14 protein-coding genes and 1 pseudogene are annotated in these 19,908 nt (G+C 40.3%); 2 read left to right on the forward strand and 13 right to left on the reverse strand.

Annotated elements, in window-relative coordinates; genetic code table 11:
- Window positions 1-129 precede the first annotated feature (129 nt).
- The 11 genes from qatD to QWZ07_RS17730 form a co-directional block, all read right to left on the reverse strand.
- Complete coding sequence (gene qatD / locus QWZ07_RS17680) at window positions 130-861, reverse strand: Qat anti-phage system TatD family nuclease QatD (protein WP_192852183.1); 732 nt, start codon at window positions 859-861, stop codon at window positions 130-132.
- Complete coding sequence (qatC, locus tag QWZ07_RS17685; RefSeq protein WP_192852184.1) at window positions 858-2,192, reverse strand: Qat anti-phage system QueC-like protein QatC; 1,335 nt, start codon at window positions 2,190-2,192, stop codon at window positions 858-860. The genes qatD and qatC overlap by 4 nt, the downstream gene beginning before the upstream one ends.
- Window positions 2,185-3,042, reverse strand: coding sequence for a Qat anti-phage system associated protein QatB (locus QWZ07_RS17690; protein WP_192852185.1), 858 nt, complete (start codon window positions 3,040-3,042; stop codon window positions 2,185-2,187). Before QWZ07_RS17690 ends, qatC begins: the two co-directional genes overlap by 8 nt.
- The gene (locus tag QWZ07_RS17695) at window positions 3,043-4,812 is read right to left on the reverse strand and encodes a KAP family P-loop NTPase fold protein (RefSeq protein ID WP_192852186.1); all 1,770 of its coding nucleotides are present in this window, start codon (window positions 4,810-4,812) and stop codon (window positions 3,043-3,045) included. It lies immediately after the preceding gene.
- A gap of 353 nt (window positions 4,813-5,165) precedes the next feature.
- Window positions 5,166-6,026, reverse strand: coding sequence for a hypothetical protein (locus tag QWZ07_RS17700; protein WP_225998350.1), 861 nt, complete (start codon window positions 6,024-6,026; stop codon window positions 5,166-5,168).
- A gap of 224 nt (window positions 6,027-6,250) precedes the next feature.
- Window positions 6,251-7,015, reverse strand: a complete 765-nt coding sequence (locus tag QWZ07_RS17705) for a hypothetical protein (RefSeq protein WP_192852187.1) — start codon at window positions 7,013-7,015, stop codon at window positions 6,251-6,253.
- Between the two features lie 428 nt (window positions 7,016-7,443).
- Window positions 7,444-7,914: a DUF1240 domain-containing protein gene (locus QWZ07_RS17710; protein ID WP_102504448.1), complete on the reverse strand. Its 471-nt coding sequence runs from the start codon at window positions 7,912-7,914 to the stop codon at window positions 7,444-7,446.
- Entirely contained in the window at window positions 7,904-8,815 is a 912-nt protein-coding gene (locus QWZ07_RS17715; protein ID WP_102504449.1) for a hypothetical protein, read from the reverse strand. Before QWZ07_RS17715 ends, QWZ07_RS17710 begins: the two co-directional genes overlap by 11 nt.
- A 369-nt stretch (window positions 8,816-9,184) precedes the next feature.
- Entirely contained in the window at window positions 9,185-11,356 is a 2,172-nt protein-coding gene (locus QWZ07_RS17720; RefSeq protein ID WP_192852188.1) for an AAA family ATPase, read from the reverse strand.
- The gene (locus QWZ07_RS17725) at window positions 11,353-11,787 is read right to left on the reverse strand and encodes a VPA1267 family protein (RefSeq protein WP_192852189.1); all 435 of its coding nucleotides are present in this window, start codon (window positions 11,785-11,787) and stop codon (window positions 11,353-11,355) included. The genes QWZ07_RS17720 and QWZ07_RS17725 overlap by 4 nt, the downstream gene beginning before the upstream one ends.
- Window positions 11,788-11,920: 133 nt before the next feature.
- Window positions 11,921-12,478, reverse strand: coding sequence for a recombinase family protein (locus QWZ07_RS17730; protein WP_192852190.1), 558 nt, complete (start codon window positions 12,476-12,478; stop codon window positions 11,921-11,923).
- Between the two features lie 436 nt (window positions 12,479-12,914).
- Between QWZ07_RS17730 and QWZ07_RS17735 the strand changes: the two genes are divergently transcribed.
- On the forward strand, window positions 12,915-17,474 hold the full coding sequence (locus QWZ07_RS17735; RefSeq protein WP_192852191.1) for an AAA family ATPase: 4,560 nt from the start codon (window positions 12,915-12,917) through the stop codon (window positions 17,472-17,474).
- 83 nt (window positions 17,475-17,557) lie between these two features.
- Window positions 17,558-17,928, forward strand: a pseudogene (locus QWZ07_RS17740) (ISAs1 family transposase); the annotation flags it as partial.
- A 435-nt stretch (window positions 17,929-18,363) separates the two neighbouring features.
- Here QWZ07_RS17740 and QWZ07_RS17745 read toward each other — a convergent pair.
- A complete protein-coding gene (locus tag QWZ07_RS17745) occupies window positions 18,364-18,858 on the reverse strand; it encodes a hypothetical protein (RefSeq protein ID WP_192852192.1) in 495 nt (164 codons plus the stop codon).
- 396 nt (window positions 18,859-19,254) lie between these two features.
- A complete protein-coding gene (locus QWZ07_RS17750; RefSeq protein ID WP_192852193.1) occupies window positions 19,255-19,896 on the reverse strand; it encodes a hypothetical protein in 642 nt (213 codons plus the stop codon).
- Window positions 19,897-19,908: the final 12 nt, after the last annotated feature.

Raw genomic sequence — 19,908 nt, forward strand, 5'->3', positions numbered from 1 at the left:
TGTTAGATGTTCTGCTAATTTAGCTTAATACGGATAACTTTTAGTATTGCAAAGTTACTTAATGAAATGTCCAGATCTAGGATTTATGCTCCCTATGTTCACAAAGGCATAAAACTCGACCTTGGAGCATTATTTAGCGGTAACTAACATGCGTAAATTATTCTTTAACTGTTTAATTACATCTGAGCATGGCAATTCCCATTCCTCAGAAAAGTGTTGAATTACTCTATCAACATCTGAGGGGAACAATACTTGCCCTGAGACTTTTGCAAACGGTCCGTCAGTCTCCAACAGCACTTTTTGTCGTGGTACCCAAGATGCGATTCGTTTTCCTCGTGCAGAGGCCAGCATGGCTGGACCTATAGAGAAATAACAACCTAGCTCAACCGCTTTTAACAGCTGTTTTTTTGTTCCCAAGAACCAGTGTAATATTGACGTACCTGCATTGGGATGCTCTTGGAGACAAAGTAGAGTTTCTTCAACTGCATTTAGGCTATGAATGGTCAGGATTTTATCATTGAATGACTCACACTTTTTTAAAATGTGATTAAAAACCAGTAATTGATCATCAAAATGCTCTCTCCAGCCTTTTGAGCCATCTAGTCCAATTTCTCCTATGTATTTAGTTTCCGTTACAAGTTGGTCGAAAATTGGTAGTTCATTTTTTCTCAAATGAGCTAGTTGTGGGTGTAACCCCAGAGCCGTTTTGCAGTGCTTAAGCCCTTTTGTAAGGTTAACAGTGCCCTTGAAGGCCGAAGGCACTGTTGTTACAGATAGTACGTAATAGTTTGAGCGCACAATATTGTCCAATACCTTCTGATGCTCAGGGTATAGGTCAACGTGGCAATGCATATCCATCATGATGTTTTGTTTGCCTGTATAAACACTTCCACTTCCATCAAGCCACGTTTAATCATTGACTCCAAAGCATTACGTACAGATTTATCCGATGGGATGGGACCAGATTTTCGCAACCAAGATTTGTAATTATTGGTTTGCTTCAACCGGATAATAGCAGTTTGAACAGCTTGCAAGTCGTCTCTTGTTCCCTTTTCTTTAACTAGTGTTTGCAATCGTTTTGTTTTATAAGGTGCATCAGCATCAAATCCAGCATGATGGACTGATGCTCTTCTAATTAGGCAAGGCACGCAGTGCCCACATTGTATGTGTTCTCTGTGCCAGTGGCTGCATGAAACGCTTAGCGGTATGGCTTTTTTGATCGCGTTTTGGTCAACACACTCAGCTAACATCTCGCCCTTTGTTTTAAACTGATAAGGGTTTACGAAATTAACGTTAAAGCCTACACGCATCAACAACTCTTCCAACTTCTGCAAGAAGTTGGGGTGCGTAGTCCTCGTGCTGTGGCTTCCTATTCGTCTTCTAGTTAATGGCGGGTTGATAGATATATAGCCATTTTCAGGAACAATAATAGTCTTTATACTGGCATCACCGTTAGCACTTCTCAGTGCGGAAATGCCCAATACGGCCATCGCCAAGAAATTAAAGCTTCTCCCACGCATACTTATGTCGGTAATGCCTTCACAAGTTTTAATGATGTGAGGAGAGATTGAATAGGAGAGTTCTGCAAATGAGGAAGATAATAAAGTTTTAATTTCTTCCTGTTTTGCACCATCTCCACGATAGGCGTGACTTACTAAGAGAGGCTTATAGTCTGACTTCCCATTAAGGATATCAATAGCTCCCACTGCGCTATCTACGCCGCCAGAGAACAGACAGACGGCATTTTTCCCTAGAAGAGTTTTGGTCTTAGATTTAGCTCGCTTACTTATCTTAAGTTTAGGCATTTCCATCGATGTCTTCTCAAAAGTGAACATCCATTGATCACCAGTAAGAAAGTTCAAAATTGAACTCAACTCAGCACTTTCTGCATTCCATAAGTTTGGCTCACTTACTGGAATGTGAAGGTGCATTTGCCTTGACCAAGCATTTTCTGCTTTCTCTCTTAACTCAAAAGTATCTGCGGCTGTAACAGCAGAAGCAATTGTTATCAAGTCGATGGCTTTAGGGTCAACAACAACTCCTAAGTCCCTTACCGTTTGCAGCAACCCTCTAGAAGCTAAGCTGTGTTTTTCCCCATTATATTCGTGGGTGTGGAAGAGTTGCACTGGGTGACACGATTCAGAAAAGTCGGGTAGTTGGGTTGGATTATCATTGAAGTAAAATTCAGTCATCGAAACTCTCCCATTCTTCAACTGTCAATGCGATAGCATCAGCTTGAATCTTGCTAATGTTATCTCTAGTGATATTGCTTGGATTGCCATTGGTGACCTTATCTAGCTGCTCCTGAGCTATTACTTTGATAAGCTCTCTTAGCTCAACTTCCATACTATGGTGTTTACTAGCAGGCTCTACGTGGAACCAAGATCTGCCCATGCCTTCAACCACATCTTGGAAAATCAAATCAGTTAAATAGTAGCCGATGGCTTGTTGGATCACTTCTTCAGTAAAACTGTCAGGATCGAAATCTTCGGTATCTGGTAGGGCCTCTTCTAGCGCATAATCTAAAGCTATTCTCACAGAGTCTGAATCAGCATTATCAGGGGCTAAATGTGAAGCTATCCTATCTATAGCTTGATCGGTGGATAAGCCTCTCAAGTCACTCAAGGAAAGGCTCTGATTGTTTACGGTAACAGTGTCTCCACGCATGACACCAAGCAAACCAGTACCAGCCGTTATCCCACTAGCTAATCTTCGACTCGTGGTTTTTCCACCACCGGAGCCTTTTTTAGAATAACTCTTTAGTGCTCGTCTTAGATCAGAGCTTGAGCCTCCGGTCTTGGCATAATTTCCGAATTCTCTTCTAGCTCCAGCAAAACGGTTTGCAGGATTAGCAGTGCTTGTTAGTTTACCAATTTCCTGCTGAACTTTTTCATTGTCGGTTTGCTTGTTACCTTGATTTTCTCCATTAGTTCCATCAGCGCCTTGAGCTGGCTCAATTGTTACTGGCGAGCTCTGTTCAGCCCACGACGGTATAAGTGGGCTCTGATTGTTAGGCCCCGTTGATGATGCTGAAGTACCCATTTACGCTTTCCCTTCCAATTCCTTAATAATTCGTCCAAGCCACCTTTGCTTGGGTAGCTGCTTTAAATAAGCTAATAACGTCTGTTTACATCTGGGCTCTTGAAGAGCCAGTAATCTTCCACCATACATCCCTGAGGGGATCTTTCCCCAGTCATTAATAGATCTGAAGTTTTCAATTAATCCATCCATCACAGCTAGATAATCTTCTTTTGGAGTTGCCGCAATTGCATTTTGGCTTGTAGGACTAAGTCTTTCGGTTTGCTCCATCAAGACTTTTACTAAGTTTTGAGCAGATCCGGACATGACTGCATTAACTGAACCCATGGGGATGCTCTCTCTACTTAAGTATGCTGCTGGAGTAAGATCGATATCTGTAAACATTGGTGGTAATTTTGACCATTTCTTAAGGAAGGTCGAGTCTAGCTTCCACTCTTCTGGCAGTTCTATATCGTCGAACTCAATTGTGGGGTCTTCTAGTTTAGTGAGGAGCTGAGGAAATCCTTTTTCAGCATCAATTAACTCATACAATTTGTTTGTTGCTTGAGTCCCTAAGCAACGCTCGAATATCACCAGTTTAGTAATAGTTCTCTCATCCAACTGCATACCACGACGAAGTGCCGTTTTTCTTCTCATCTTCACCTGATTTAAGAGGCGTTTAACAATTCGAGGGTTGCCATTTATATTGGAGGACTCTGCGAGCAAAGGAGCAAGTTGTTCTGCCACGATGAACTTACTTCTGAGTTCGTCCTTATTCTGAACACTTTGAACTTTGTCAACGCCCAACAGCTCATCGACTGTTACAGGTGATTGCTTCCAAGATAGCTGAAGAGACTGCTCTAGGCTTTCCCTAAGTGCCTCAAGCTGATCACTCGAAATACCATGATCTTGAGCTGTTAACATCATTAGGTAAGCTCTGATTTCTAGAGTACCGGGTCTTGGAACGTGCACAGGAATTTGAATTAATTTATCTAGGTAGTCAGTTTGGTGGCGTTGCGAAGCACCCTTATGATATTCCGGCACAGCTAAGCGGATCATATCTTCGTCCGCCGCAATCACAAATGCCGTATTTGGTAAAAACAAAAATAACCGTATTGCTTCCAGCGTCGAGATGGCATTGAATGGTGAGCAACGGTCCAAGTTATCGACATAAACTATGAGTGGTCTATCAAATTCACTCAACAAGTTTGAGTAGGCTTTGCGGAACTCTTTAATTTCTTTTGGAGGGGAGAAGGTCTTTTTCGAACGTACGGCTCCTTTACTCTCTTTAGCTATCTGCTTCGCACCATCTAAAGCATCCTTGGCGTCGCTAAAATCTAGCTCGCCATTCTCACCACCAGTGAATAGCCCCATTAATTTTTGAAATCCACCCATGGTAGGGACACCAGCTAGAGCTGCACCTCCATCCATTAACAGTCCCAAAGACCTAATAATGTCAACACGTTCTGCAAAAGCCTTCGCCTTTTGACTCAAGCTGGCATTGTCCTTCGCTTGCTTAACCAAGGTCGATGCAATTGTCTCCAGTAGCGCAGCTTTTGCATCGTCATAACCTTGATACATCCAAGCATCGAAATGGACTTGAATGTAGTCTTTCTTCTCTTCAGATATTGACTTTTTTGTCAGTTCTAAGATTGTTGACTTTCCTGCACCCCAATCACCAAAAACGCCAACAGATATTGGCATCAATTCTTTTTCGGTGACTAGATCCTTAATCGATTCCGCTGCCTCACTAAAATTTAAAAAATCTAGTGAGGACTCTTTGTCAGACCACATTTTAACTCCATTACAGCATTAGTTTGATTTTGAGTGTTCAAACTTTTTTGAAAGCAATATGCCACAGAGTTCTCTTTGGCCTTTGAGCTTTTGTTTTTGTCCTTGTCTTTTATGGGGATTTTGCATTGGTAATTCAACTATATGAATATATTTATTTTAGAGATCATTAATCCTAACTTTGTGGCATAAGAAATAGTTCAAATAACCGCAGCACGGCTCTAGCTTAGAATGGGGCAAAGGTGTGTTTGCCGTGATCGGCTTCAGCACCTCTGGACAGAAACCGTTTAGGTGCTTTGCTCTAAACGGTTTCAATCAGGTTAGAAAAAGTATCTTGAAACCTTAAACGTCGTTTGTTAGATGGATTTAGCTCGATATTCAATTTCCAAGATTGCTTTAGTTAAAGCCGCGATACTTATGCCCTCTACCATAGTCAATGTCGGTGTAGCCAAACTACCATGTCCTGCTGTTGGTAAAGTATTTCTGACTTTATATATTTCTAATACTGCATCCATTAATGGTTGGGGTAACTTTGAGCACTTTTCAAACTGACTAAAGAAGCCACCTAGTGTTTGATTGGCAACGTTAGGGTTATTGGTAATGTCTTTTGCCATAGTTTCTAGAATATTCGCAGCAGCATGAACTGCTCCTGCAGGATCCCGGTTATCTAAACAACGATCCATTCGACTAACTAATTGAACTATATTAGGGTGAAGGCGATCTAAATAACTTTGCCCTAACTCCTCATTGTAATGCTTGACCCGCTCGTAAACCTCACAATCTAGATAGAACTTTGCACTAACTGACATCCAAGAATATCTCCAATCGTCAGCTAATTTATCTCTATTGGCACATAGTTCACCCACAGCCTGATCAATTTCATCAACGTATTTGCGCATATAATCAGCGTAATAGCCAAGGTACTTATAGGAAACCTCAGGACAGAAATTACTTACAGAACTAAAGCTTCCATTTTGATTTTGACCAATTGACGGCACTTCCTCGGCGCATAACGCTGAAAAACTGGTATTTCCCCAAACCTGATTTAATTCATCACTTTTGGATTTTGTCAGCCCTGCAATCATATTGATTTGGGATAGCAAAAAAACACTTTCGTAATACCTAGGGCAAGTATGTGAATTTGCATAAGGACATGAATTTAAGGAGTTTCGCTTGCTGATTTCTTCTTGCCACCAATTTTTATTTGGAATAATCATTTTATTGTACTCACAAATGTCACTAATCCAATCTAACGCTTTGTTATGGTGATTTACGACTTTGTTACTTTAATCAAAGTGGCAATACTACCGATTAATGTCGCTAACGCTAGAATCAAGTCTATTACTTCACTCATCGTATTCTCCTGAACTATCTAACCTTGGCAATAATTTAGCGAACACGGTCATACGGGAGTAGTAGGCAATTTTAAGATAAAACTAGGCTATTTCTGCCCCCTATTCACGGGGATAAATTTCCCACCAATTCTGTTCTCTTCAGAGAGTCTCTTTTGCTTCTCGTAAATGCTAGACAAAGCTGCTTGACCTTCAGTTGGGAAAAATACTTCAATAAAGCGCAAAAGCGGAGACTTGTCGCCGGAACTAGCTAGTGGCTTTGTCGGCTTTATATTTGCTTCCCAAACAAGATGATTGCAAACAGATAAGACAAAACTTTCAGCCCTAGATGGACACCGATCAATTAGGTCTGTTCTTTTGAAGTGCCGCTCGAGAACAAGTTCGATGTCTTTGAGGTCTTTCCTTAATTGAACAAGCTCGTCTTGTTCGTAGACAGTAGTAGCAGTATGCGAAACCCAATCAACTACACGTTCGAGTTTACCAAATGCTTCTACGGAGAACTTGGTTGCTTTAGACCTTTGGCTTCTATAAAACTTGTGCTGACTTAAAGCATCCCCAGTGGTTTCCGGAAAAAAGTCGGAGCTATAATAAGTTCGAATAGCACTTTGGATAGTCAAAAATACACCATCAAGTTCCCCGACATACCGACCATACTCACACACCGATTTGTTGATTCGACTTCTAAATCTGTGTCCCATAGCCTCATAAGACCTATCAACCAGTTCGAGATCTATTGAAAGTTGCTCTGAGCATTTAGAGTGCTTTATGTAGTGATTTCTGATTGCGGCCAATGAGCCTTTATCATCAGCAGAAAGCTTATACCATGCCTCATCAGATATAGAACCTTGTTTCATTAACACTAACTCCAGATCACCATAACAGTATCTTTTAACTAGATACCTTCCATATAAGTGCAGAGAAAAATTCCGAACGCAATCACTTATATCATTGTTTTATAAGTTAAAAAATAAATACAAAAGCTAAAATGACGACAGTTGTATATAATATCTTATACACAACTGACTACATATTCAGTTATTAGAAAAAATAGGTCAAATAATGACAAAAGAAGTGTGTCCTAAATATGAAGCTAGCTAACTTTGGGCAGAAATGTTTCAACCAGTTCTGACTGAAACGAAGATGGACAAAAATGCGTTACGACAAATAGAATATTAGCAATTAATGAATAACTTCAAGTATTGAAAAACGGCTTTGGGAGAGCTAGCGCATGACGTGTACATACGCTAGCAGGGTGGCTTGTGCCAAGAGCTTGAAAGATAATTTAATCACACAAGCTAGGGTCTAAAACATACGTCCGACTTGAGAATTTTAATGTGAGTTCTTGTTCAGAAGTACATTCAATATAGTCATATTGCTTTATTCTCTCTCTCGTGTTGTTATCTAACCATATGGCAGCGGCAATACAACTTAATACTATTATCGCTACAGTATATAGCCCTGTTTTTGTCGAAAATGGTACTTTTAGTAACAGCTCTGTTGAACTGTGTAGCATCGCTATGGGAATGATCGCTATAAAACCAAATATTAGAAGGCCTACAAAAGAAGCTACATTGTTCACTAAACCTGCTAGTTTTACTTTAGGAATGATACCGATTGAGTTGTTAATGCTAATTAACTCATTAATTGAGCTGTAGCTCAACCACACCATAAAAACCATAAGAGGCCAACTAGCCATCACTTTAAGCCAACGTTTTATCTTTAGCCTTCGGTTAAATTTTTCATTAGAAATCATTAATAGTTTTCTCTACTTGATTCTTCATCGGTTCCGTGAATTTAAATTGGTCATCTAGTTTAGATATTTCCTTTCCAACAATAAACGCACTAACAGCGAAAATACCAAGTGTTAGAGCGGTTGGCACAACAAGTACCGTACTTAATGTTGCGACTCCCAGAATAGTTATTCCTTGAGCGATAACTCCTGCGGCAATGCCCTTAGATATATCAGCTGTAAATTGGCCGACCACTTCGCCTAGCGTTTTTTCATCATGTAGAATGTAGTCAACCGCATTAACCGCACCACTAAACACAAGCTCTACATAGATGTTGCCTTTCAAGAAACTGACATTGCCTTGAACAGTATTTAGTGCGTGACCAATTTTAAGCATTTGTGGTGTTGTTTCTTGCCAACGGATACCTAGGTCTAAATATTGAGGCTTGTAGTTCTCAACCACAATATTCATTACACCATTGATATTGACAGCTTTAGCGGTTGCCCCCCAACCGCCAAGCTCTTTAGCGACCTCATAAGCGCCTTTAAGCCCCATACCTACGCCAGTGTAGTCCTTGCCATTCGAAAGCTGTCCATGCGAGTCTTTGATGAGCAAGTCTAAATACTCGTTACCTTCTTCAACAGTCAGTACCGCAATACTCACGTTCTCTTGTCGAGAGGTGTCCCACTGATATTCTTTAGCTTGCTTTTGTAAATCATCGTTCCATTCTTTTTCTGTTAGGTCGTAAGCTTGTTGGGCAGCTTCGCGTTCAGCAAGAACACGCTCTCTATTTTCAGCCCATCGTTTCTCATCGCTCGCGGTATATCTCAGCTCTTCCTGACGTTCTCGATGTTGACGTACTGCACGTTCTGTTGTGGTTTCTTGTCTTTCTTCTGGATCTACAGGAGCGGATTCATATCTCATGGGAGTCGACTTCACTGATAAATAAAAAGGATATTAACAATATTTTCAGTGGTTTATTATCCTCAACAAGAGGATCTGATGATTAAACCAATTAAATAGGCAACCTGACAGGTCAAATAATCATAATGAAGGTCAAATCGTGTTGAGTTGCATCATATAGGATAACTTTTTGTAGGGTAAAATGAACGACACAGATCTTGCAGAGTATTTGGTCTAGCTGATTTTGGGGCACTTCTGAGTTACGAAGTGCCAGTGATGAGTTTGCGAAAGCCTGTCAACTACGCTGCAACTTCAAGTAGAACGGGGATACAAAATATTCACAACTAAGGCTAAGTCTTAGCCTGATTCATTTCATGCTACTTTGCTCTTCTACACCGAGTGCGCAGATGATTCGAGTAATTCAGCAAGATAAACCATCCTCTTACTTGCCTTGGGAGCTGATGTTATTGCTTTTGTAAACGCAAACTCACTTCCTAGCCAATACATTTCTTCTGTAGCTCTCGTATTAGCGGTGTAAACCCATGACCTATCCATTATTCGACTATCCATTGCAGGGGCAATGACTATTTCAAATTGGCTTCCTTGCGCCTTATGGAGCGTAATTGCGTATGCTAGTTCGATATGATCTAACTGATCAAAAGAAATTTCTACCGTTCGTCCCGAGTCAATGTCCACTGTGGCGAAGATGCTTTTGTTATCATTATCTCCAAGTCCAACAACTTTCCCCAAGGTTCCGTTTTGAGTATCATTCTTATAATTATTCTTAGTAAAAATAATAGGATCACCTAACCTAATTCCAGTGTCTTCCACCATGCCATCAACATTGGTGACTAACAACTTCTTACCGTAGGGATTAGAGATAGCCTGACATCGCTTATTTACTTCACTAGCTATTTTACGAGTCGGTGAAATTACTTGCACTTCACCATTAAGCTTTAGGTATAAATCAACAATAGCGTTTACAATGTTAGCCCTGTCGGTTGGCATGAAAGTAATGTTCTTATAACTTAGCTGTGTTGGAACTATTCCACTCCGGATGCTATCAGAATATACAGGAATGCCTGTTTCGTCTTTTTGACGACGAACAACGTCCAGATGCGTTCTCGGGATAGTACTTATCTTGATAAGTTCAGATAACACAAGACCAACTCCTATAGGGGGGAGCTGGACATCATCGCCTACAAATATAATTCGAGCGTGCTTGGGTAATTTCATGACGATCTTATAGAGGTTTGGTATATCCAACATCGATGACTCATCTATGACAAGTAAAATGGAGTCGCTACCGCAAACGTCTTCATCATCCAACATCAAAAATCGTTGAATTGTTTGAGTTTCAATTAAAATCGATTCTTGTAACCTCTTTGCGGCTCGGCCACTGAGAGCAACTCCATATACTTTGAAACCCAATGCCAAATACGAGTCTACAATGGCTTTCATTACAGTTGTTTTACCTGTACCAGCCCCACCAGTTAAAACAAAAACATGATGCTCTAAGCTTCGTATTAATGCTTCACCTTGTTTTTCAGTTAACGGAAACTCGAACTGAGTAACGGCTTTACTATATACCTCGTCAGCTCCTAGGCTACATTCATTCTTGAGGCTTATTAGGTGACGAATACGCTTAGCAATCACACTCTCCATGACGTAAAGCCCAGTATGGTGTAGATTTTGAGTTTTACTGTTGTAATAGATTGCTAGAGAACTATGAGCATTAACAATACATTCCTCTGCTAAATGTTCATCATCCTCACAGATTTCCATCACCAAACTCCAAAGATCCTCAATAGGAGCAACTGTATGCCCATCTCTGCAATGCTGGTACATCGCACTTTCAACGATAGCGTTCATTCGTCGAGGATCATACATGTCTACCTCAAAAGACTTAGTCGCTAATGTATCAACATCTTTGAATGAAAGACCGAAGTGTTGTAAAAGATAAGGGTTCTTTTTGATCTCTTTGATCGATTCAGACTTGTGAAATTTAAAGAGTTTTTCTTGAACCGAGGGTGGAGTCCCCATATTTGCAAGGTAAATAGCATGCTTGAGGTTTTCGTACTTACGATAACCTACCAGCAAATTTTTAGCTAACCGTGGTGTGAATAGATCACTGATCTCTTTGGTAGCTCCAGTATCCAATAAATCAAACAGTTTAACACCGAATGCTTCAAATAATTTCCGAGCTTTAACTTCTCCAATCCCTCCGAAATCCGGTTCTTTTGCAATAAACTGTATGAACTCTTCGGCAGTTTCAGGCAGTACCATTTTTGCTTCTGGGTTAACAAAATTGCATTGTGTAAGCTCATAGCCATTACGCTCAATCGGCTCAATTCTCATGCTACCGAAAAGCTCCCAAACCTGACCCGCTCTAGGCTCTACGTTTAAGTATTTTTCGCTGACTTCCACCATAACAAAAGATTTGGCCGAAACGCGATTCACATAGTCTTCTCGACGAACGAACATGCCATTAAATCGGTATGTTCCATTCCGTAGACCGTAAGCGGTTGTTACCCTGATGAAGTAACGAAATTGTGTACTCATAGAATGTTACCCATTGAACTTATTACTTCCTCAAGTTCTGAGTAACGTGATAATTTGGCTTTTAGTTCCAATACTTCGGCTCTAAGCTTGTTATTTTCAGCCTCTAAAACTCTAACTTTATTGATGTTTTTATTTCGCATTTGAGTTGAAATATCTTTTTCGCTAGACAATGATGATGAATAAGAGGGTGATTCTGCTTCTTTAGGAAGAATACCGATATCACGTAAGTACATTTCAAGTTGTTCGAGTGAATAGGCAAGAGCGGGGTTTTGTCTGAATGCTGATTTTCCAATACCTGTCTGTTTTGAAAGTTCGCCCCGATTCAGTTTCCCTCTAAAAACTATGTTTTTGTAGTCACAATCTGATTTAGTTGCTTTCCATGCTTCAAACTTGGCTAGATTTTCCTGTGCCAACTGTTTTCCATTTGCCATTACTATTCCTCAAAAACTCTTGTGCTTTTATTAATCACTTGAAATATAAAAAGAAAAACTAGCTGCATATCATTATTAACACTATTTGGATAACTGAGATTTATAATCTATTAGAAAACGGGATCGAGCCACTTTAAACACCTTTGAGGACGCGATACACCGTTTGTCGAGATACACCGCACTCCTTACTTATTTGAGTCTTGGTTAAACCCTCTAAGGCTTTCTTACGTATCTCATTTGCTACATCGGATGATAGTGAAGGGCGACCTATATGTTTTCCCTTTGCTTTTGCAGCCTGCATCCCCTCTCGTTGCCTGATGTTAATCAGTTTTCTTTCGAACTCGGCAAAAGCACCGAGCATTTGCATTGTTAGCTGGGCGAATAGGTCTTCCTTGGTAGAGAACTCAAGCTGTTCACTAACAAACGTAATAGAAGCTCCTTTCTTGTTTATCTCCCCAATTATGCTTTGAAGATCTAGTAGGTTACGTGCCAATCGATCAATAGAATGAACATAGAGTTCGTCGCCTGTTCGCAAGTAATTAATGCACTCTGTAAGAACAGGTCTGTTATACGTAGCCTTAGCAGACATTTTTTCAACAAACGTTCTGTCCAACTCCATATCGACTAACTGCCTATCAACATTCTGTTCTGCACTAGATACTCTTATGTACCCAACTTTTTGAGTTGTCATTAACACACCTGATTATCATTCTATGTAACTAAAACATAATACCTTTAGTTACACTGTGTCAAAAAAACAATTTCGACCTTATGTTACATACAAAAACAGAACCTCAACAGGTGCTGCGTTTGTGTAACTAAAGTATACCTTTTGATACAAAGCATCACTCATTCGTGAATACAAATTTTAATGCTTACAACCCTTTCAAACCGATTCTGGCAGCAAGAAAAGTGGCAGAATACATTCTTGGGCTAGATATGGACGGCATGATGACCTGCTGGACTAAATGCAATGACGTTAGGGCAATTTAGAGGGCAATAGACACTTTCCCATTTTGAGTTGTTGCTCGTAACAGTTCTGCTGTTTCTTATTTGACTAAATTTTCCTAATGATTGTATTGTGCATCTATATGTCTATTAAGTTGGTTACTATCCAGAGTAAATAAATGAGCAAAGCAGGAATTCAGTCAAATCGCGGGGATGGTTACCAGACATTGGTAGCTTTTGATTGGGCTTTAACAGTTCTTTCAGACTCAGACTATCAGTGGCTTGAAATTGACTCTGTAATCTGGTCGGTGGACGACGTTGTTATTGGTAAAGCCGACGGCACCAAAATATGCTGTCAGTGTAAAAAGAACCAGTCACAACATAAAGCTTGGTCTTTTTCTGATCTCGAAGATGAACTGCGAAAAGCAGTCAATGTGTTGATAAACGATCCCCAAACACTAGTTCGCTTTTATTCGCGTAGCGCCTTTGGTGATCTCGCGGCACTGAAAGAATTCAGTTCCAACTATCCTGATGAAGCAACCTACCGAACAGACTTAGGTAAAGCCAATCGAGAAACAGATTCCAAACTAGTTAGTCTGCTCTCCGAGCAAGGCTCAAATATTTCTACTTATGATTTTTTGCAACGCACGAAATTTGAAATAAGCCCTGAACTGGATCGAATGGATATACTGCTGCAAGAAAGATTACGTAATATTGTAAGTAACTATTCAGCAGCGTACAGCTCTTTATGGACTCGTCTTGGTCAACTCAGTATGCGAGAGAACGGCGGTTGTCAGAATACAGCGACACAGCATAGATTGACAAAAGGCGATCTGAAATTCTTATTGAGCGATGCGGGATCATTACTTACTCCCCCCATGGATATCAGGGAGATCCGTACGTCATTCAATAGCACTTCAGCCATTGGTCGCTCATGGCGTAGAGATATTGGTAACGAACATATTGCAAACTCTGCTGCTAAGAAACTTATAGAAGGCATTAAAGCAAAGTATCGTTCAATTTTGCTTACTGGAGCTCCTGGTTCAGGTAAGACTTGTGTGATGTTAGCTGTACAGGAAGAGCTAGAACAAGTAGCCCAAAATTGTACTAACTTACTACCGTTATTTATTCAATCGCGAGAATTTGCTGACATTGACACAGAGCAAGAACGTCAGGCACAAGGATTGCCTGCACAGTGGGTAGAAAGGGCGGCTCGCTTGGCAGAAGATGCACATGTGGTTGTAATGATAGACTCGTTGGATGTACTTTCTATTGCTAGAGAGCACAGTGTATTGACGTATTTTCTCGCCCAAATAGATCGTTTACTTTTGGTTCCCAACATTACCGTTGTCACTGCCTGCCGAGAGTTTGATAGTAATTATGATAGACGCATTGCCCAACGAAGTTGGGAAGAGAAGATTATTTGCGAACCATTAGACTGGCATAGTGAAATTGAACCAATCCTCGTCAAAATCGGTATAGACGCATCGAACACCGATTCAACAACTCGCGAACTGATACGAAACCCTCGTGAGCTAGCTTTATTTGTTGAATTGGCGCAACAAGAAGGCAGCTTCAATGTTGTAACCAGCCAAGCTTTAGCTCAGCGATACCTAGCAACTACTATAGAAGCTAACAGGTTTCTTGGAGACACTGCTATGCAAGCCATAGAATCCATCGCCTCCAATATGCTGAAATCACGCAGCCTTGTTGTGCCACATCAGCGATTTGTAGCGTCCCAAGAAGTTCAAAGAATACTCCTTAGTACTGGCGTATTACATAAAACACAGGATGGGAACCTGACATTTGGCCACCAAACTTTGTTAGATGTCTTAGTAATTAGCGGAGCTATCAGGCAATCAGTAACTCTAAACGAATTCATTCAAAATTTATCACCAGTACCTTTTGTTCGCCCCAGCATTAGAAGCTTTGTTGAACAATTGGCAGTAGGTGAACGACGCAAGTTTAGAGCGCAATTACGTACTGTTTTAACGGGTAATAGTGCTTTCCATATCCGACGGCTCGTAGCAGAAACATTTGCAGAGCAAGTTCCTCAAGATGATGACTGGATGCTACTACGCGATCTGCGTAACCAACATCGAGAGGTGTTTCTGGTTATCTATAATAGGGCTCGACGAGTGGAGTGGCACCACCTCTGGATGAAGCATTTAGTACCTATACTAAAAGACACCTGCAATATTGAAGGGCTCACAGCTCATGTACACCGTATATCGTTATGGAAAAATGAAGATCCAGCAGGGGTTTCCACATACTGGACAGAAATGTTGTCACTGGAATTGGAAAATAAAATCCAGTTAGTCGATTCAATGGCACACGAATTAGCGCAAATACGTGCAGATAATTTGAACTTTTATGTACCTTTACTCCTCCAGTTACTCAATTTACCAAGGCATGACCACAGTTTTCTTGGCCATTCGCTTGCTCTCTTCTTAAAAAGCGGCCTAGTGGACGATACCGTTTTATGGAGCTATATCGCAGGCGAGGTAAGCGAGGAAGATGCACTTTCCTATGGCTTTAACAACAAATTGAATTGTCAACCATATGAGTTTGGTGATCGCAATGATAAATTTCTAGCAGAAAGAATGCGGAACTCCACTATTTTGCTCGATTTGGCTGTTGCTTCAATTGAACAATGGAGCCAAACCAAAAGCTCACATCGTGGATATCATTGTAGTTTCTTGAACAAAACGTCTTATGAAGATACGCATACACAGAGCGACCATAGACATATAGATGGTGAGCGCTTCTTGATGGATTCTATTGAAGCCGCTATTAAACATCACACTAACTCACAAACATCATGGTGGCAAAACAACCTTGAACGCCTTTGCTTCAACACCGAAGACTCATTACGATACTTTTCTATCCTTGCGTTGACCGAAAAGCCGATCTCAAATATAGATGTAATTGGGCGTATGCTGTGTGAGCAAGCAATATTAGCATCTGATTTATCATATGAACTGGGGGAATTGATATACAAAGCGTATATATTTCTAGCCCCGTCAATACAAGTTTCAATACAAGAAAACATTCTAACTATCGACCAAGAAGACGCTACTGACCCACAAGCAAGATCTTGGATGATAAAAAAGCAAGCCCTGTTAATCACCGCTATTCCGTGCCATTTACGTTCAACGAATTCACAAGCCGTATTGAATGAATGTAAAAAACTAGTATGGCCGTTGATTCGACAACCATATATCTACTCGCGAGGAGGAATTGTCAGCGCTCCGTTCTCTTTTGAGGTATTTCTGAATTTAAGTAATAACGGAGTGCTATGCCTGCTTGAACACTACAATGGGTATGATAGAGATTCATTTACTGACTTTCTGGAGGGGGGAGAAAGAGAGGTTGGCAGGCAGCTAAGTGAAGCAGCCTCTCGTCAATCTTCACGTTTCATGGCTTTTCTGACAGATAACTGGGAGCAGATCCCTGAACGTTTTCGTGATGATCTCTTGGAGGGAGTTACTACATATCTAGCGCATCGATACGGAAGCCTACAGCCTAGTAATAATTGGTTATATATAGAGGAACCCGACGCAGAAAAGTTAGCCCTGAATATTCTCGAGAATTTGGAACAACATCAAGATCACTGGCACCACAACCGCGCAGCATCCAAAGCGATAGAAAACTGTGCACATATCATCAAAAAAACTCAAGATGCAGCTCGGCTAATATATTTAGCAATGAGTTTTGCGTCATTAATGGAAGAAAGCACAATCTCGGGCGACTCTCTTGATCTACTTACTTCTGGCATCAATATGAGACGAGGAAACACAGCAGAAGCACTGATAATTTTAGCCAACCAGCTTGAGGCGAGTGGTGTACAGTGGCCTGACTCACTACCAGCTGCATTACGCCTATATGCTGGTGACAAGCACCCTGCAATTCGTGCAGTTATGCTTAGGCGGATGCCTTACTTACAGGCTCGTTTTCCTGAACTTGGCTGGGAACTATTTGATCTTGCGTTAAAAGAAAGTGCAGACGGACTTTGGGCTATAGCTGAACCATGCTTATATTACGCATACCATCAAAAGTTCAAAATCATTGCACCTAGATTAGCTCAGATTTATCGTGAAGGTTGCGGCAAAGATTATAAGGCTTGGGGGCGTATTTCTGCGCTAGCAGCTTTTTTGAAACACATAGACTTTTCTACTTTTATTGAGGAACTCAACGCGGTAGAAACAGCGGAAGCATGGAGTGGTGCAGCGAGTGTATGGACACACCACAACAATATTCAAAGACACAAAGAGCATTGTTTTTCGGGACTGGAAGCTGGATTAAGTGCAGGAAATCCGCATGCTATTATCATCGCGCATGAGTTTCATAACCTCTTCCGTGAATCTACACCATTGTTTACTGTACCAACTGAGCTAATTCAGCGTTATTTCAGCCTGCTTGAATCAGAAACAGATTCTAAACGAAATGATATCTTTGGTTTTGATACATGGTTGAACGCGATTTCTGTTCACGAGCCAATGTATGCATTGGAAGCTGTTGAAATTTACTTAGATTTCGTACGTCGAACTAAAGCCTATGTTCATGATTATAAGAATAGCCTAACGCAACTACTGACCCGTTTATTCGCACAGGCTGAAGAGCTGGAAGAGTCTGACAGTGGAGCTATGTTGCAGCGTGTGGTCATACTGCAAGATACACTGTTAACTATAGGGATTAGTGGAGTGAATGATTGGCTCAAGGCTGCTGAACGGCCATAAATAAAAAGGTTTACCCTAGTCGTCATTATCCGAGCAACATAAGTTAGAGCTTTAGTCCTAACTTGTTTTTGCCCAAAACCATTGTAGAGCTGGGTCATGGGCGTATTAACTCTCGTTTGTGCTGTGTTTGACAGTGCAAACTAGATGGCAATTTCTCACGCAGTCAAGGCTTGAAGAGCATTGTGATGGTGGAAACTTCCGCCTTGCTAAAAACAAGTCTGTCAGCTTAGAGTACCGTAACTATATCAGCTCCAATACATTGAGCACAGAACAAGCAGCTTTAGCGGTTAGAGAATATTAAGCTATGCATTGGGTCCTTGATGTCAGCATAAACGAAGATGCTTGCCAGATCTTTAAAGTCCACGATGCAGAGAATGTCTCTTGCCTGCGTTACATGACTCTAAATATACTGAGAGCATTCTGGCAGAAACGTTCCGTATGCGACCAAAAGCGTTTCTGGCAGAAACGTTCTGCATGCGACCAAAAGCGTTTCTGGCGGAAACGTTCTGTATGCGACCAAAAGCGTTTCTGGCGGAAACGTTCTGTATGCGGCCAAAAGCGTTTCTGGCGGAAACGTTCTGTATGCGACCAAAAGCGTTTCTGGCAGAAACGTTCTGTATGCGACCAAAAGCGTTTCTGGCATAAACGTCATGCTCTCATCAAGAAAAAATATACTGTGGTAGAACGCATTTAGGAATATAAGCAGATAGAAAATAAATCTGACAGGCACTGAGCAAAAAAGTAATTAACTGTCAGATCAAGTATGAATTAGTGCAGTTTAAATTAATGGAAACCATCTGATATCAATTTTATTATTCATCCTATTCTTGACAAATAAGTACAAAAGGATAAGTTCACTCAACTTCGATTATATAGTCTATCTTTCCGACTAATCCATCATTGCTCTTCTAATCTTATTAATAGTATGCTCATCGATTCCATTTTCATAATCAATGTAAAATACTCTTTCTGCGCACATAGGCATAGCCGTTCGCTTATCCCCTTCAAAATCACCACAAACATACCAACCTGCATTCAATAGTTCTGCGTGCTTTCTAGTTGTTCTCAACCAGTCTGCATCATCTAATCTAAGTCTAAGGCTCAAATCGATGAAAGGAGCCAGTTGATTATCATTGAAAATACCGCATTGAATGAGTAACTCACGTGGGTATGATTGGGGTGTCGTCGGATACAACAAAGCGCCAACTGACTGCGCTACGTCTGCTAACATCCTAGCACTTTTGTGATCTGGTGTTACATTTAACAACGTCTGTTTAATGCCCATAAACTTTTCGTTAAAGAAAGCAGACTTGACTTCTTTGTTACTATTAATATAAGCATGCGAGTATAAAGTGGTTAGTGGATCAAAATATAAAACCTTCAAAAGAATCTCCTAGAACTATTAGCTTATGGTAAGAAAAAATATCAAGTCTTAAGTATAACGTTAACATCACAGAAATTATACTTCAGTGTCAGACTGGATAATATAATGTTTAGACATGTTTCCTTTAATTAACCTTGGTGTCTATCTCATGCTAATTTACGCAAGATAATTTTTAAATCCCCCTTAAATGTCATAGACGACCTGTATAATTGGTCAATATTTTCCAAGCCAATTTTTATGACAACAGGCTGAGACTAGTCGATCTGTGTGATGAGTAGGTGAGCATTCAAATTTATTCGTTCGATAATGTCTTCTTTACTTTTACCTGTCACCAAATATACAAACAGCACCTCTCAGGTGCTGTAATTGTGTAACTTTAACGCTCTTTAGAAGTCATTATTTCTTTGAGAAATAATCAGGAAGATGTTCTTTCGTAAATAATATTTTTTCTGAAACAAGGTCTAATACACGATCACTCTTAATGTCGTAAGTCCCGTCAGCGTCACCGATCAACTTATCTATCACAACAATAGCTTTTCCTAATTGCTTAACTTTTTTTTGATATTCATTTTTAAGATCGTTTAATTCAGTTTTTTTATAAACTGAAGCTTTAGGTGGTGCTATCGTAGACATTACCTGATTTTTTTGCTCATGTAATTCAATTAACAACATTTTAATTTCGAATTCTTTAGTAGAGACCTCGTCACTCACCTCTATTAATCGCTCTTCCAGCTCCTTTATTTTTTGTTTTTCTTGCCTTCCCTTTAGGTCTTTACTTAGAGTAGAAATAGCCTTAGTTCCACTTGATTGTTGAATAATATAATCATCAAGTAAAGTCTTATAAGGAGAATTTGCCCTTCTCAGTGTTGCGCTATTTATTGGATCTCCTTGCTCAGACAATTTGTCAGCCATGTACTCAGATAGCTTCCTTGAAGATTTAAAAGTTGAATTTGACTTTTTTAATTCAATTAAAATTTTCTTTACAAGTTCCACTCTTTGATTGGCAATTGCAACTTTCTTTTCAATTAAGTTTGTCATCGTAAGCTCCTC

It is taken from the genome of Vibrio lentus (genome assembly GCF_030409755.1).
GTDB lineage: Bacteria > Pseudomonadota > Gammaproteobacteria > Enterobacterales > Vibrionaceae > Vibrio > Vibrio lentus.

What these genes read in the sequence shown, in the direction of transcription:
- QWZ07_RS17735 (WP_192852191.1), top strand. Translation starts at nt 12,915, where the DNA reads ATGAGCAAAGCAGGAATTCAGTCAAATCGCGGGGATGGTTACCAGACA.
- qatD (WP_192852183.1), bottom strand. Translation starts at nt 861, where the DNA reads ATGATGGATATGCATTGCCACGTTGACCTATACCCTGAGCATCAGAAG.
- QWZ07_RS17715 (WP_102504449.1), bottom strand. Translation starts at nt 8,815, where the DNA reads ATGAGATATGAATCCGCTCCTGTAGATCCAGAAGAAAGACAAGAAACC.
- QWZ07_RS17700 (WP_225998350.1), bottom strand. Translation starts at nt 6,026, where the DNA reads ATGATTATTCCAAATAAAAATTGGTGGCAAGAAGAAATCAGCAAGCGA.
- QWZ07_RS17705 (WP_192852187.1), bottom strand. Translation starts at nt 7,015, where the DNA reads ATGAAACAAGGTTCTATATCTGATGAGGCATGGTATAAGCTTTCTGCT.
- qatC (WP_192852184.1), bottom strand. Translation starts at nt 2,192, where the DNA reads ATGACTGAATTTTACTTCAATGATAATCCAACCCAACTACCCGACTTT.
- QWZ07_RS17690 (WP_192852185.1), bottom strand. Translation starts at nt 3,042, where the DNA reads ATGGGTACTTCAGCATCATCAACGGGGCCTAACAATCAGAGCCCACTT.
- QWZ07_RS17750 (WP_192852193.1), bottom strand. Translation starts at nt 19,896, where the DNA reads ATGACAAACTTAATTGAAAAGAAAGTTGCAATTGCCAATCAAAGAGTG.
- QWZ07_RS17695 (WP_192852186.1), bottom strand. Translation starts at nt 4,812, where the DNA reads ATGTGGTCTGACAAAGAGTCCTCACTAGATTTTTTAAATTTTAGTGAG.
- QWZ07_RS17730 (WP_192852190.1), bottom strand. Translation starts at nt 12,478, where the DNA reads ATGACAACTCAAAAAGTTGGGTACATAAGAGTATCTAGTGCAGAACAG.
- QWZ07_RS17720 (WP_192852188.1), bottom strand. Translation starts at nt 11,356, where the DNA reads ATGAGTACACAATTTCGTTACTTCATCAGGGTAACAACCGCTTACGGT.
- QWZ07_RS17710 (WP_102504448.1), bottom strand. Translation starts at nt 7,914, where the DNA reads ATGATTTCTAATGAAAAATTTAACCGAAGGCTAAAGATAAAACGTTGG.
- QWZ07_RS17725 (WP_192852189.1), bottom strand. Translation starts at nt 11,787, where the DNA reads ATGGCAAATGGAAAACAGTTGGCACAGGAAAATCTAGCCAAGTTTGAA.